This window comes from Caulobacter sp. KR2-114 (assembly GCF_049446115.1).
In the GTDB taxonomy this organism is placed as follows: Bacteria; Pseudomonadota; Alphaproteobacteria; order Caulobacterales; family Caulobacteraceae; genus Acaudatibacter.
The window spans coordinates 1,094,027-1,107,442 of sequence record NZ_JBMSEC010000001.1 but is presented as its reverse complement, the minus strand read 5'-3'; the positions used below and the strand labels follow the sequence as shown (position 1 = coordinate 1,107,442).

Here is a 13,416-nt window from a genome sequence, read left to right as displayed (position 1 = left end):
ACCGTCGCGCCTCGGCCTCCATCGATCTGCGAGGCGCTGGCGTTCAAGGGAAATATCAGTCATGTCAAAGGGTAAGATCGCGATCGTCACGGGCGGAAGCCGCGGCATCGGCCGCAGCACCGTGCTTTGCCTGGCCAGGCGCGGCGTCCGCTCGATCCTGACCTTCAACACCAATCAGGCAGAAGCCGACAAGGTCGTGGCGCTCGCCGCCGAAGCCGGCGCCCCGGCGCTGGCGCTGCAGCTCGACGTCGGCGACGTGGCCGCGTTCGACGGCTTCGCCGGCCGGCTGCAGGCGGCCTTGGCGCAGATGGGGGCCGAGCGCTTCGACTATCTGGTCAACAACGCCGGGACCTCGTCGGCCGCGAGCCTGGAGTCGATCACCCCGGCGGAGATGGACGGGCTCTACAGCGTCCACTTCAAGGGCGTGCTGTTCCTGACGCAGCGACTGCTGCCGCTGATCAACGACGGCGGGCGGATCGTGAACATCTCCTCCGGCCTGGCGCGCTTCGCCAGCCGCAACCGCATCGGCTACGGCCCGATCAAGGCGGCGGTGGAGTCGCTCACGCGCTACATGGCGCTGGAGCTCGGCCCGCGCCGGATCGCCGTCAACGTGGTCGCGCCGGGCCCGATCGCCACCGACTTCTCCGGCGGCATGGTGCGCGACAATCCGCAGGTGAACCGGATGATCGCCGAGAACACGGCCCTGGGCCGCGCCGGCGAACCGGAGGACGTGGGTCCGGTGATCGCCGGCCTGCTGTCCGACGACTTCGGCTGGGTCAACGCCCAGCGGATCGAGGTCGCCGGCGGCATGCAGATCTGAGCCCCACCATGCCGCAAGCCACCGCTGCCCCCGGCGCCGGGGCCTGCGTCATCACCGGTCCCACCTCCGGCGCCGGCCGCGCGACGGCGCCGAGGATGGCAGGGCAGGGCGACCTCGTCCTGGTCGGGCGCGACCGGACGAAGCTGGCCGACGTGAAGGCGGCGGTCGAGGGCCTCGGCGGCCGGGCGACGACGGTGGTCTGCGATCTGTCGGAGCTGGAGAGCGCGCGCCGCGCCGCCGGCGAGATCGTCGCCCTGAACGGCGCGCCGCGGCGGTCTAGGTGGCGATCAGCGCCGCGCGCTCCTCGGCGGTCAGCGGCCGCCACCGGCCTTCGGGCAGGTCGCCCAGGCGCAACGGGCCGATGCGGGTGCGGAACAGGTCGACGACCTTCAGCTCCACCAGGTCGCACATCCGCCGGATCTGCCGGTTGCGGCCCTCGGTGAGCACGATCCGCAGGCGGCGATTGCCGATCTCGGTGACCTTGGCCGGCTTCAGCTGGCGCCCGTCCAGCGACAGGCCGTGGCGCAGCAGGGCGATCTTGCGTGGGGTGATAGGCCCGGCCACCTGCACCAAATATTCCTTGTCCAGGGTCGACTGCGGCCCGATCAGCGCCTTGGCCAGCACGCCGTCCTGCGACAGCAGCAGCAGGCCCCGGGAATCCATGTCCAACCGGCCCAGCGGCGGCAGGCTGGCCTTCGGGTCCGGGATCGGCGCCGCCGGGCCCCACAGCCGCTCGCGGGTCAGCAGGCGCGCGGCGGGTATCTGTTTGCCCTCCGGCTGGGCGGAGACCACGCCGACCGGCTTGTGGATCACCAGGCTGAACACCTCGGCCGCGGGCGCCGCGCCCGGACCGGCGGCGGCGTCGGCCAGCACCAGGGTCTGGCCCGGTTCGATCTTGCGTCCCGCGTCCTCGACCACCTGGCCGTCGATGCTGACCCGGCCCTCGGCGATCAGCGTCTCGGCTTCGCGCCGGCTGCAGACGCCGCTCTGCGCCAGCCAGCGGTTGACCCGCTGGGGCTCGGCTTCGTCGTAGGTGCGGGTCCAGGCCAAGCGGGGTCTCGGGCAGCGGCGGAGGGCCGATCTCTGTAAACCAGAATGCGGCGTCGGCCATCACCCGCTACAGAGGGCCGATGAGCGCTTCCAACCCTGCCGAGACCGTCGACGTCGCGATCCTGGGCGCCGGCGCCGCGGGCATGATGTGCGCCATCGAGGCGGCGAAGCGCGGACGCCGGGTGCTGGTGATCGACCACGCCCGGGCGCCCGGGGAGAAGATCCGCATTTCCGGCGGCGGGCGGTGCAACTTCACCAACCTCAACGCCGCCCGCCCCCAGGCCGGCTTCCTGTCGCAGAACCCGCGTTTCGCCCTGTCGGCGCTGAGCCGCTACCAGCCTCGGGACATCATCGCCCTGATCGAGGCGCATGGCGTCGCCTGGCACGAGAAGACCCTGGGCCAGCTGTTCTGTGACGGCTCGGCGCGCCAGGTGGTGGACCTGTTGCTGGCCGAGATGGACCGGCATGGCGCGCGGCTGCGGCTGGAGACCAGCGCCTCGGACATCCGCCGCGAGCCGGGCGGCGGGTACCGTTTCGCGGTCTCGTCCGGCGGCGAGGTGGCCTGCGCCGCGCTGGTGATCGCCACCGGCGGCAAGTCGATCCCGAAGATGGGAGCCACCGGCTTCGGCTACGACGTCGCCGCCCAGTTCGGCCTGCCGGTTGTGGCCACCCGCCCGGCGCTCGTGCCGCTGACCTTCGAGACCGGACTTTTGCAGCGCCTGGCGCCCCTGGCCGGGGTCGCCCTGGAGGCGCGGGTGAGCGCCGGCAAGGCCCGGTTCGACGAGGCGATGCTGTTCACCCACCGAGGCCTCTCCGGCCCGGCGATCCTGCAGGCGTCGTCGTATTGGCGCGAGGGCGAGGCGATCGTCGTCGACATGGCGCCGGGGACCGACCTGTTCGCCGTCCTGCGCCAGGCCAAGGCCGAGCAGCCGCGGCAGGCCCCGCAGACCGCGCTCGCCGCCCTGATTCCCAAGCGCCTCGCCCAGTTGCTGGTCGAGGCCGAAGGCGTCGCCGGGCGCAATCTGGCGGACTGCCCGGACGCCGCGCTCCGTCGCCTGGCTGTGGCGGTAAACGCCTGGTCGGTGAAGCCGGTGGGCTCGGAGGGATACCGCACGGCGGAAGTCACCCTGGGCGGCGTCGACACCCGCGCCCTCGACAGCCGCACGCTGGAGGCGCGCGAGGCGCCGGGCCTGTTCTTCGTCGGCGAGGTGATCGACGTCACCGGCTGGCTCGGCGGCTACAACTTCCAATGGGCCTGGGCCAGCGGCTGGGCCGCGGGGCAGGTGGCCTGAGGTCTTCGGACCTCCCCGAAGATTCCTGTCACCCTCCTGTCGGAACGCGACTTAGGCTGGCGTCCTTGGACCAGACGGAGGCTCCCATGCTCTACGCCATGCTCTGCTACAACGCCGAGGACGTCGTGTTCTCCTGGACCCAGGAGGAGGACGATGCGGTGATGGCCCGGCTGAACGTGGTGCAGGAGCGGCTGCGCGAGGCCGGCAAGCTGGGGCCCGCCCTGCGGCTGCTGCCGACGACGGCGGCCACCACCCTGCGCAAGTCGGACCCGCCGCTGGTGATCGACGGCCCGTTCGCCGAGACCAAGGAACAGCTGCTGGGCTTCTACGTGATCGACTGCCAGTCGCTGGACGAGGCGCTGGAGATCGCCAAGGACCTGGGCCGGGCCAACCCCGGCGGCGCCTACGAAATCCGCCCGATCCGCCTGTTCCTGCCGGGCGGGGACATGTCGCATGCGGCCGTGGCCGGGGCGGGCGCGGGATGACCGACATGGCCTGGATCGACGCCGCCCTGACGGCCGCGCGTCCCCAGGCCGTGGGCGCGCTGCTGCGCTATTTCCGCGATCTCGACCGGGCCGAGGAGGCCTATCAGGACGCCTGCCTGCGGGCGCTGAAGTCCTGGCCGGAGAAGGGACCGCCGCGCGACCCCACCGCCTGGCTGATCCTGGTCGGCCGCAATGCCGGGATCGACGGCGCCCGGCGGCTGAGCCGCAACGAGGCCCTGCCGCCGGAGGACCAGATCTCCGACCTGGAGGATCGCGAGGCCGATCTCGCCGAGCGGCTGGACAACGCCGACTATCGCGACGACGTGTTGCGCCTGCTGTTCATCTGCTGCCACCCGGATCTGCCGCCCAGCCAGCAGGTGGCTCTGGCCCTGCGCATCGTCTGCGGCCTGACCGTGCGCGAGATCGCCCGCGCCTTCCTGGTCTCCGAGGCGGCCATGGAACAGCGCATCACCCGCGCCAAGGGGCGCATCGCCAAGGCCGGCGTGGCCTACGGCGCCCCGGCGCCGCACGAGCGTGGCGATCGGCTCGAGGCCGTGGCGGCGATGATCTACCTGATCTTCAACGAGGGCTATTCCGCCTCGGGCGGCGAGGCGCATGTCCGCACGCCCCTGTGCGAGGAGGCGATCCGGCTGGGGCGGCTGCTGCTGCGCATGTTCCAGACCAATCCCGAGATCATGGGGCTGACGGCGCTGATGCTGCTGCAGCACGCCCGCTCGGCGGCGCGGCTGGATGCCGACGGCGCCATCGTGCTGATGGATGACCAGGACCGCGGCCTGTGGAACCAGGGCATGATCGCCGAGGGCCTGGCGCTGGTGGACAAGGCCATGCGCCACCGCCGGCCCGGCGCCTACCAGCTGCAGGCGGCCCTGGCGGCGACCCACGCGCGGGCCAGCACCCCGGCCGAGACCGACTGGTCGCAGATCGACGCCCTCTATGCCCTGCTCGAGCGGCTGCAGCCCTCGCCGGTGGTCAGCCTGAACCGGGCGGTGGCGGTCGCCAAGATGTCGGGGCCGGAGGCCGCGCTGGCGCTGATCGCGCCGCTGGCCGACCCGCTGGCCGGCTATTTCCACTTCTGGGGCCTGAAGGGCGCGCTGCTGTCGCAGCTCGGCCGCGACGCGGAGGCCCGCGAAGCCTTCGACCGCGCCATCGGCCTGGCGCACACGCCCGCCGAGGCCGCCCACATCCGCGGCCACCTCGATCGGCTTCAGGCCGGGGCGCAGGCCTCTTCCCCCGCTTGCGGCTAGGGATGCAGACCTCTGCAGGCGGATTGCAGCTCGTTTCTCTTCCCCCTCTGGGGGAAGTACCGCCGAAGGCGGGGATGGGGGCTGCCATGCGCCGACCTGGCCGCTGAGACTGGCTTTCGCTGGAGCCCCCTACCCCCGCTTCGCGGGTACTTCCCCCAGAGGGGGAAGAGAAGCGTCGCGCCTGGACGCAAGGGCCTGCCTCTCAACGCCAGTCGTCGTCGCTCTTGTCGCGCAGCAGGTCGGGCGCCTCGAAGTCGAGGGCGTCGTCCGGATCGGACAGCGAGGCCTCGCTGATGGTCTGGCCGCGCACGCTGACCCCGGCGGCGTGCACGCTCTCGGGATCGCCGGTGATCAGCGGGTGCCAGCGGGGCAGGGGCTTGCCCTCGTGCAGGCGGCGGTAGGCGCAGCTCCTGGGCATCCACTCGAGCGCCTCGATGTTTTGCGGCGTCAGCTTGATGCAGTCGGGCACGTAGCGCTTGCGGTTCTCGTAGTCGCGGCAGCGGCACAGGCCGTCGTCGAACAGCCGGCAGGACACGCGGGTGGGGATCACCTCGCCGGTGTCCTCGTCCTCGAAGCGCACCAGGCAGCACAGGCCGCAGCCGTCGCACAGCGACTCCCACTCCGGGACGGTCATCTGCTCGAGGCGCTTGGCTTCCCAGAAGGGCCGGGCGGGGGGCTTGGCAGGCATGCGCCGTCGTAGCCCGGTTTCGCCGGTTTCCCTAGCGTGGCCGGGCAGGCGGTGGGGGCGGTCGGCGCGCCGGCGCTTCACCCGGGCGGTCGAAACGACTACATGCGGCCCCTCGACATCGCCGGAGACCGCCGCCCTTCATGCCCGCCCCTCTGCTAGCGCTGCGCAACGTGCGCCTGGCCGACGGACCGCGGCAGATGTTCGACGGGGTCGACCTGGCCCTGGAGCCGAGGGCGCGGGCCTGCCTGGTGGGCCGCAACGGGGCCGGCAAGTCGACGATCCTGAGGATGCTGGCGGGCCTGATCCAGCCGGATGACGGCGACCGTTTCGTCACGCCGGGCCTAAAGGTAGGCTTCGTGCTGCAGGAGCCGCCGATCGAGGGCGAGACCCTGGGCGACTACGCCGCCGCGGGCGGGGCGGCGCCGCACGAGGCGGAGGCGGCGCTGATGGCCTTCGACCTGGACCCGGCCAAGAGCACCCAGGGCCTCTCCGGCGGCGAGATGCGCCGCGCGGCCCTGGCCCGGGCCTTCGCCGAGCAGCCGGACGTGCTGTTGCTGGACGAGCCGACCAATCACCTGGACATCCTGGCCATCGCCACCCTGGAGGCGAAGATCGCCCAGGCCCGCTCGGCGGTGCTGATCGTCAGCCACGACCGCGCCTTCCTGGAGCGGGTCACCCAGCAGTGCTTCTGGCTGGAGGACCGGCGGGTGCGCCGCCTCGACGCCGGGTTCGGCAAGTTCGAGGACTGGGCGGCGAAGATCCAGGCGCAGGAGGCCGAGGAGGCCCGCCGCCTGGACAAGGCGATCGAGCGGGAAGCCTACTGGATGGCCCGCGGCGTCACCGCCCGGCGGGCGCGCAACGAGGGCCGCCGGCGCAAGCTGATCGCGCTGCGCCAGGAGAAGGCCGAGCGCCTGCGCCTGACCCGCGGGGAGCTGTCGATGTCGGTGAAGGTGTCCGAGCCTTCCGGGCGCCGGGTGGTCGAGGCGGAGAAGCTGTTCAAGGCGTTCGGCGATCGCGGACTGCTGAAGGGCTTTTCCACCCGCATCCTGGCCGGCGAGCGGGTGGCGGTGGTCGGGCCCAACGGCGCCGGCAAGACCACCCTGGTGAAGATCCTGCTGGGCGAGGAGCCGCCGGACTCCGGGTCGGTGAAGCTGGGGGTCAACCTGCAGATCGCCTACGTCGACCAGGCGCGCGCCGACCTGAAGCCGGGCATGACCCTGGTGGAAGCCCTGGCCCCGATGGGCGGCGACCAGATCATCGCCCAGGGCCGGCCCAAGCACGTGGCCGCCTACGCCCGCGAGTTCCTGTTCCGCGACGACCAGATGCGCCAGCCGGTCTCGTCCCTGTCCGGCGGCGAGCGCAACCGCCTGCTGCTGGCCCGGGCCCTGGCCATGCCGTCCAACGTGCTGGTGCTGGACGAGCCGACCAACGACCTCGACATGGAGACCCTCGACCTGCTGGAGGAGATCCTGGCCGACTACGAGGGCACCCTGATCCTGGTCAGCCACGACCGCGACTTCATCGACCGGCTGGCCACCTCCACCATCGCCCTGGACGGGCACGGCCGGGTGGTGGAGACGCCCGGCGGCTGGGGCGATTTCCTGTCGCAAAACCCGGGATTCTTCGCCTCCGTGGCCGCCACCGCGCCGGCCGAGCCGCGCAAGGCCCCGCCGCCGCCGCGCGCCGCCGCCGAGCCGGCGAAGCTGTCGTTCAAGGACCAGCACCGGCTGAAGACCCTGGACGAGCTGATGCCGAAGCTGGCCGAGAGCATCGCCAGGTCGGAGGCGCTGCTGGCCGACGCCAGCCTCTACGCCCGCGATCCCAAGGCCTTCCAGACGGCGTCGGCGGCCCTGTCCAAGGCGCAGGCGGATCTCGCCGCCGCCGAGGACGAATGGCTGGCCCTCGAAGAGAAGCGCGAGGCGCTGCAGAAGAGCCGGAGCTAGGAATCTGGGGAAAGGTTAACGCGCGGGAATCGCGTCAGTTTTTGGCGTTTTCACCCGCTTTTCCACCGTTTCTGCACCGATGTTCGCCGAACGCTGCACAGGGGCGCCAGGAGGGCCGCTTGCGCGCCGAAAGGCAGCGGCGCAATCTTCATCTGTCGACGGAGCCGGCGGCTCGGACCTCCAGGGAAACCGGGAGATCAGGACGCCGGAAGCTTCCGAAGCCCGCACGATCCAGGGGCGACCCGGGATTGGGACAGGCAGCAGGACACCGGAAGGCGGCGGCGGGGCGACCCGGCGCTACAGAGCCGGGGTCTGGATCCAGAGATACAAGCCCGCAAGGGCTTGGGTGAGGGGACGGTGAGCGGGCGCAATCCCGAGCACCGCCCCCTTCGCTCGTTTGGGCGGCGCCCAGATTGGCGGCGGGGGCGCGATATCTACGCCCAACCCGCGGGGAAGCCCCAGCAAGCCTTCGACATCATCTGAAATCTCGCAGACCATGACGCCAGGTCGGAGGCGGACATGGCGGATGAGACGAACTACGCGCGCGCCCAGGCGGGGGTGCTGGTCGCGGCGACGGCTGGCAACTTCGTCTGCGCCACGCCGGCCGTGCAGACCGTGTTCGGCATCTTCATCGTGCCGATCTCCCGCGAGTTCCACTGGCCGCGGGCCGAGGTCTCCGGCGTGCTGACGCTGATGGCGGTGGTGACGGCGCTGACCTATCCGCTGCTGGGCTGGGCGACGGACCGGTGGGGCGCGCGGCGGCTGATCCTGCCGGGCAACCTGGCTTTCGCCGCCACGGTGGCGGCCCTGTCGCTGGCCGATGGGCGCCTCTGGCAGTTCTACGCCCTGTTCGCAGTGATGTCGGTGGCCAGCGCCGTGCCCTCGACCATGATGTTCACCAACGTGGTCACCGGCTGGTTCGATGCGGCCCGCGGCCGGGCGCTGGGCCTCACCGCGGGGCTCGGCAACGGCGCCGGTTCGACGGTGCTGCCGATCGTCGCCGGCCTGCTGCTGGCCCGCTACGGCTGGCGCGGCGCCTACCAGGGCATCGGCCTGCTGGTGGCCCTGATCGGCTTTCCGCTGCTGCTGGCCTTCCTGAAGGATCCGCCGCTGCGGGCTGCGGACCAGGCCCAGGCCGCCGACGGCCTGACCCTCGCCGAGGCCGCCCGCACCCCGACCTTCTGGATCACGCTGGTGGCCATCGCCCTGGGCGCCGGGTGCGTGACCGCCGTGTTCACCCACGTCGCCCCGATCCTCGGCGACAAGGGTATCGGCGAAAGGCCGATCATCGCGGTGATCTCGACCTTCGCCCTGGTCTGCGCGGCGTGGCAGATCGCGGTCGGCTGGCTGCTGGACCGCACCCGCGCCCCACGCATCGCCGCGCCCTTATACCTGCTGGCCGCCGTCGGCGTGGTGCTGATGCTGTACGCGCAGGACACCCCCGGCCTGATCCTGGCCGGAGCGCTGATGGGCATTGGCCTGGGCACGGAGTTCGGAGCCCTGCCGTTCTTCATTTCCCGCTATTTCGGCCTGCGCGCCTACGGCGCGATCAGCGGGGTGATGTGGTCGCCGCCCTGATCGGCGGCGCGGCCCTGCTGCTGGCGCTGAAGCCCTACGGGCCAGACGCGCCGCCGCCGGCAGCCGTGGCCCAGGCTCGCGCCTGAGCGCTGATCCCTGTCGTCAGCGATCGAATCCGCGTCGTATGCTGGCGTTTTCGACCAGGGGAGCGGACGATGGGCAAGGGCCTGCTGCGGGGAGTTTCGGCGCTGGTGATCGGGGCGGCGCTGGCGGGTTCGTGCGGCGGCGCGGCCCTGGCCCGCGACGTGGTGGTGCACGCGGGCCACCTGATCGACGGGGTGAGCAAGACCCCCCGCGACAACGTCTCGATCCTGATCCACGACGACCGCATCACCGCCGTACAGGCCGGCTTCGTCACGCCGTCCGGCGCCGAGGTGATCGACCTCAGCCACCAGACGGTGCTGCCGGGCCTGATCGACTGCCACGACCACATCACCGCCAACTTCGACGGCGGCAATCCGGTGGCCGAGGCGGTGACGACCACCAGCTTCGACGCCGCCTTCCTGTCGGTGGGCAATGCGCGGGTGACCCTGGAGGCCGGCTTCACCACCATCCGCGACGTGGGCGCCGATCCGGGGGTGGTGATCGCCCTGAAGCGGGCCATCGCGCATGGCGACATCGAGGGGCCGCGGATGTTCGTCGCCGGCCCGCCGCTCGGTCCCACCGGCGGCCATAACGATCCGGCCAACGGCTTCGACCCGGCGCTCAGCCACCCTGGCTGGACCGACGCCAACGTCGACAGCCCCGAGGCGGTCCGCCGCGAGGTGCGCAGCCTGCGCCGGCAGGGCGTCGACCTGATCAAGATCATGCCGTCGGGCGGGGTGCTGTCGATCGGCGACGATCCCAACCTGCAGCTGATGACCGACGACGAGATCAAGGCCGCGGTCGACACCGCCCACGCCCTGGGCATGAAGGTGGCGGCGCACGTGCACGGCCGCGAGGCGATCAACCATGCCATCGTCCTGGGCGTCGATTCCATCGAGCACGGCTCGTACGCCGACGCCGAGTCCTACGCCCTGTTCAAGCAGCACGGGACCTATCTGGTGCCGACCCTGCTGGTGGCGCAGACCGTCTACGACGTCGCCCGGACCCACCCCGAGCAGCTCAACCCCTCGTCGGCGGCCAAGGCCCTGGCCGTGGCGCCGATGGTGCAGAAGAACCTGGGCGCCGCCTACCGGGCCGGGGTGAAGATCGCCTTCGGCACCGACCAGAGCCTGGCGCCGCACGGGACCAACGCCCGGGAATTCGCGCTGATGGTCAAGGCCGGCATGACCCCGATCGACGCGATCTGGGCGGCCACCGCCAACGCCGCCGACCTGATCGGCGACGCCAAGGACATCGGCTCGGTGCAGCCGGGCCGCTACGCCGACCTGGTGGCGGTCTCCGGCGATCCCCTGCAGGACATCACCGTGCTGGAGCACGTCGGCTTCGTGATGAAGGGCGGCAAGGTGTTCAAGGCGGGCGGGACGCCGATCCATCCCGCCGACACGGCCCCGCCCCCGGCGATGCCGGGGGGCATCGCCGACTTCTGACACCCAGCCGTCGGCTCGCCGCCGGCGGCTGGGGCCGGCGGATGTCAGGGTTGCAGCTCCTTGGGCAGGGCGTCCGCCTCGGCCTTGGACAGCTGGGTCAGGTGGCTGACGATGCACGGCACCGCGAAGCCGTCGCCGGAGCTGACCTTCAGGTCGATGTCCAGGGCGTTGCAGATGGTGTCCCCGTGCATCTTGGTGACCAGGTGCGCATTCGGATAGTGCAGGTCCGGACAGGCGCTCGACAGGTCAAGGCGATAGACGTCGCGATGCGAGACGCGGATGTAGATCGCCTTCGAATCCGCGCTCGCCTTCCAGCCGTCCCAGTCGCGCGAGAAGAAGCAGGCCGTGGAGCCCGCCTTGGACGGCTCGGGCATGGCGTTGGGGGCGCAGACCAGCGCTGCGAGCCCGGCGATGCCGGCCATGGAGATGAGGTGTGTTTTGCGCATCTGTCGCCGATCCTTCCTCAGGTCCCCCGAGACGCGAGTGTAGCGCGATTTCGCGGCATGGCGAGCACTCTGGGCGAGCACCCTGGGCGAGCACCCTGGGCGCCGGGCGGTGGGTTGTGGCAAAGGCGGGCGGGAACGGGAAAACGGCATGGCGCTCAGCGACGAAGACTTCGACGCCCTGGTCAACCGGGCGGTGGACGCCCTGAAGGTCAAGCAGGCCGCGCTGGCGCGCGATCACGGCCTGGCGGTGGCCACGGCCGCCGACTACGCCCCCGACGCCGGGCGCCTGGTCCTGGCGGACGCCGCCGGCCGGCCGCTGGCGGAGACCCAGGTGATCGAGATCGGCGCCTACAGCGCCCGGCACGGGGCCTGGCGCTGGGCCTGGGCCGACCCGAACCTGCCGCCGGTGGCGCGGGCCAAGGCCGAGGCGCTGAAGAGCCTGGCGCAGGCCACCGGCGTGGAGACCTTCGCCGACCCGCGGGCCCTGCGCGTCGCCGACGAGGCCGCCGCCTGGCGGCTGGTGGCGCTGGCCGTCAACCACCTGGACGCCCTGGGCGCGCATCGCCAGGCGATGCCCGACGGCAGCCAGATGGCCTTCTTCGCCATCATGTCCCTGCGCGACGCCCGCGGCGCCGGCGGCTACGGCTGGACGTACAAGGCCTGAGGGCCGGAATGTCCGCCGTCCTGACGAACGGCGTGCGGCCCGATGGCGTCCGGCAATTGGGCGGCGATTTGTCCAAGCCAGCGCGCCGCAACCGGCGCATCTGTCGGCGGTGGCGCTCGCCTGTCCGGCGGCGTCGCATACGCCGCCCGCCTGACCGCTTCACCCCCCGTGATCCAGGCCCCGGCGCGGGCGCCGGCCTTCTCTCCCCCCGAGGCCGGCGCCCATGCGCGGGCGCGGCGACCTCCTCCCCTGGGACGCATGGCCTTCGGGCCTGGCCAGACTCTGGCTCGGAACGGGCAATCCGTTCGACAAGCGCGCGCCGGCGCCCTAGGCCCGGCGGCAGCATCCGCCTCGACCTGGAAGCCCTGACTTTCCAGGCCGCCTACCAGAGCGAGGGTCGCATGAAGGGTCTGTTGCTGTTGGCGGCGATGGCGTGGGCGGCGGCGGTCAGCCCCGCCCTGGCGGCGCCGGTGCTGGAGCGGGTGGTGCTGGTGCAGCGGCACGGCGTGCGGCCGCCCACCGCGCCCAACGACAAGCTGAACACCCTTTCGGCCGAGGCCTGGCCCGCGTGGCCCGTGGCGCCGGGCGAGCTGACGCCGCGCGGCTTCGAGCAGGTGCGGCTGGTGGCCGCCAGCATTCGACAGCACTACGCCCTCGCGGGGTTGCTGCCGGCCAAGGGCTGCGCCCCGGCCGGATCGATCGCGGTGTGGGCGGACGCCGGCGACCAGCGCACGCGGCTGTCGGGCATGGCTCTCGCCGACGGCCTGGCGCCCGGCTGCGGCGTCGGCACACCCTATCGCAACCTCCCGGGGCCTGACCCGATTTTCGACGGCGTCGAGGACGCCGACTGCGTCACCGACCCGGCGGCGGCCCAGGCAGCGGTCGCGGCCCTGGCGGGCCCCGGCGGCCTGCAGACCGACGAGACCCGCGCGGCGATGAAGCGGCTGCAGGCGGTGGTCGCGCCGGCGGGCTGCGACGGCGGTCCCGGCGTCTGCCTGGCGGGCGACGACACGCTGGCCGCGGGGCGCTACGGCGCCGGCTGGAACGGCCCCATGGCCACCGGCGCGACCCTGGCGGAGAACCTGCTGCTGGAATACGCCCAGGGCCTGACGGGCCGGGACCTCGGCTGGGGCCGGATCGTCACCGCCGACGACATCGCCGCGGTCATGCCCGCGCACGAGCGCACCGCCCGCCTGCTGCGACGCGACGTCTACCTGGCCGGCCGCCGCGGCGCGCCGATGGCCCGGGCGATGCTGCAGGCGATGCAGGGCGAGCCAACGGCCGGCGACGCGGGGCCGAAGTCCGGTCCCGACGTGAAGCTGGTGGCCCTGGCCGGGCACGACACCAACCTGTCGATGATCGGCGGGCTGTTCGACGTGGACTGGTCGCTGCCGGGCCAGCCGGACGCCACCGCGCCGGCCACGGCCCTGGCCTTCGAGGTCTGGCGCGACGGCGAGCGGCGCTACGTCCGGCCGGTGGTGTTCTATTTCACCCTCGACCAGTTGCGCAGCCTGTCGCCCGACGCCGCCAACGCCATGCCCCTGAAGGTCGACGGCTGCGCCGACGGCCCGGAAGGCCTGTGCGCGCTGGAGCAGGTGAAGCAGCGGGTCGAGGCCCGCCTGGTTCCCGGCTGCCTTCCCAAGAGCTGACGGC

At 72.2% G+C, this 13,416-nt stretch carries 12 protein-coding genes and 1 pseudogene; 10 read left to right on the top strand and 3 right to left on the bottom strand.

Features of this window, described 5'->3' with window-relative positions:
* Window positions 1–61 precede the first annotated feature (61 nt).
* Window positions 62–820, top strand: a complete 759-nt coding sequence (locus ACO2Q3_RS05045) for an SDR family NAD(P)-dependent oxidoreductase (protein ID WP_423305441.1) — start codon at window positions 62–64, stop codon at window positions 818–820.
* Window positions 821–828: 8 nt separating this feature from the next.
* Window positions 829–1,062, top strand: a pseudogene (locus ACO2Q3_RS05040) (SDR family NAD(P)-dependent oxidoreductase); the annotation flags it as partial.
* Window positions 1,063–1,096: 34 nt separating this feature from the next.
* Here the strand turns inward: ACO2Q3_RS05040 and ACO2Q3_RS05035 are convergent.
* Window positions 1,097–1,870, bottom strand: a complete 774-nt coding sequence (locus ACO2Q3_RS05035) for a pseudouridine synthase (RefSeq protein ID WP_423305440.1) — start codon at window positions 1,868–1,870, stop codon at window positions 1,097–1,099.
* 80 nt (window positions 1,871–1,950) lie between these two features.
* Between ACO2Q3_RS05035 and ACO2Q3_RS05030 the strand changes: the two genes are divergently transcribed.
* From ACO2Q3_RS05030 to ACO2Q3_RS05020, 3 genes are all read left to right on the top strand, one after another.
* Window positions 1,951–3,162 (top strand): NAD(P)/FAD-dependent oxidoreductase, encoded by a 1,212-nt coding sequence (locus ACO2Q3_RS05030; protein ID WP_423305439.1) that lies wholly within the window; start codon window positions 1,951–1,953, stop codon window positions 3,160–3,162.
* Window positions 3,163–3,248: 86 nt separating this feature from the next.
* Complete coding sequence (locus ACO2Q3_RS05025) at window positions 3,249–3,647, top strand: YciI family protein (protein ID WP_423305438.1); 399 nt, start codon at window positions 3,249–3,251, stop codon at window positions 3,645–3,647.
* A complete protein-coding gene (locus ACO2Q3_RS05020; protein ID WP_423305437.1) occupies window positions 3,644–4,912 on the top strand; it encodes an RNA polymerase sigma factor in 1,269 nt (422 codons plus the stop codon). Before ACO2Q3_RS05025 ends, ACO2Q3_RS05020 begins: the two co-directional genes overlap by 4 nt.
* Before the next feature lie 202 nt (window positions 4,913–5,114).
* On the opposite strand, the gene ACO2Q3_RS05015 is transcribed toward ACO2Q3_RS05020, so the two are convergent.
* Entirely contained in the window at window positions 5,115–5,600 is a 486-nt protein-coding gene (locus ACO2Q3_RS05015; protein WP_423305436.1) for a YcgN family cysteine cluster protein, read from the bottom strand.
* 140 nt (window positions 5,601–5,740) lie between these two features.
* On the opposite strand from ACO2Q3_RS05015, the gene ACO2Q3_RS05010 reads away from it, so the two are divergent.
* From ACO2Q3_RS05010 to ACO2Q3_RS05000, 3 genes are all read left to right on the top strand, one after another.
* On the top strand, window positions 5,741–7,543 hold the full coding sequence (locus ACO2Q3_RS05010) for an ABC-F family ATP-binding cassette domain-containing protein (RefSeq protein ID WP_423305435.1): 1,803 nt from the start codon (window positions 5,741–5,743) through the stop codon (window positions 7,541–7,543).
* Between the two features lie 519 nt (window positions 7,544–8,062).
* On the top strand, window positions 8,063–9,121 hold the full coding sequence (locus ACO2Q3_RS05005; RefSeq protein ID WP_423305434.1) for an MFS transporter: 1,059 nt from the start codon (window positions 8,063–8,065) through the stop codon (window positions 9,119–9,121).
* A 155-nt stretch (window positions 9,122–9,276) separates the two neighbouring features.
* Complete coding sequence (locus ACO2Q3_RS05000) at window positions 9,277–10,653, top strand: amidohydrolase family protein (RefSeq protein WP_423305433.1); 1,377 nt, start codon at window positions 9,277–9,279, stop codon at window positions 10,651–10,653.
* A 44-nt stretch (window positions 10,654–10,697) separates the two neighbouring features.
* Here ACO2Q3_RS05000 and ACO2Q3_RS04995 read toward each other — a convergent pair whose 3' ends face one another.
* Window positions 10,698–11,099 carry a DUF6491 family protein gene (locus ACO2Q3_RS04995; RefSeq protein ID WP_423305432.1) on the bottom strand — a complete coding sequence of 134 codons (402 nt, stop codon included), beginning with the start codon at window positions 11,097–11,099 and terminating at the stop codon, window positions 10,698–10,700.
* 148 nt (window positions 11,100–11,247) lie between these two features.
* Here ACO2Q3_RS04995 and ACO2Q3_RS04990 point away from each other — a divergent pair, with 148 nt between their 5' ends.
* Both ACO2Q3_RS04990 and ACO2Q3_RS04985 read left to right on the top strand, forming a co-directional pair.
* Entirely contained in the window at window positions 11,248–11,763 is a 516-nt protein-coding gene (locus ACO2Q3_RS04990; protein WP_423305431.1) for a DUF6882 domain-containing protein, read from the top strand.
* A 401-nt stretch (window positions 11,764–12,164) separates the two neighbouring features.
* Window positions 12,165–13,412 carry a histidine-type phosphatase gene (locus ACO2Q3_RS04985; protein WP_423305430.1) on the top strand — a complete coding sequence of 416 codons (1,248 nt, stop codon included), beginning with the start codon at window positions 12,165–12,167 and terminating at the stop codon, window positions 13,410–13,412.
* Window positions 13,413–13,416 lie beyond the last annotated feature (4 nt).

Coding starts and splice junctions, on each gene's coding strand:
- ACO2Q3_RS05045 (WP_423305441.1), top strand. CDS start 62: ATGTCAAAGGGTAAGATCGCGATCGTCACGGGCGGAAGCCGCGGCATC.
- ACO2Q3_RS05030 (WP_423305439.1), top strand. CDS start 1,951: ATGAGCGCTTCCAACCCTGCCGAGACCGTCGACGTCGCGATCCTGGGC.
- ACO2Q3_RS05025 (WP_423305438.1), top strand. CDS start 3,249: ATGCTCTACGCCATGCTCTGCTACAACGCCGAGGACGTCGTGTTCTCC.
- ACO2Q3_RS05020 (WP_423305437.1), top strand. CDS start 3,644: ATGACCGACATGGCCTGGATCGACGCCGCCCTGACGGCCGCGCGTCCC.
- ACO2Q3_RS05015 (WP_423305436.1), bottom strand. CDS start 5,600: ATGCCTGCCAAGCCCCCCGCCCGGCCCTTCTGGGAAGCCAAGCGCCTC.
- ACO2Q3_RS05010 (WP_423305435.1), top strand. CDS start 5,741: ATGCCCGCCCCTCTGCTAGCGCTGCGCAACGTGCGCCTGGCCGACGGA.
- ACO2Q3_RS05005 (WP_423305434.1), top strand. CDS start 8,063: ATGGCGGATGAGACGAACTACGCGCGCGCCCAGGCGGGGGTGCTGGTC.
- ACO2Q3_RS05000 (WP_423305433.1), top strand. CDS start 9,277: ATGGGCAAGGGCCTGCTGCGGGGAGTTTCGGCGCTGGTGATCGGGGCG.
- ACO2Q3_RS04995 (WP_423305432.1), bottom strand. CDS start 11,099: ATGCGCAAAACACACCTCATCTCCATGGCCGGCATCGCCGGGCTCGCA.
- ACO2Q3_RS04990 (WP_423305431.1), top strand. CDS start 11,248: ATGGCGCTCAGCGACGAAGACTTCGACGCCCTGGTCAACCGGGCGGTG.
- ACO2Q3_RS04985 (WP_423305430.1), top strand. CDS start 12,165: ATGAAGGGTCTGTTGCTGTTGGCGGCGATGGCGTGGGCGGCGGCGGTC.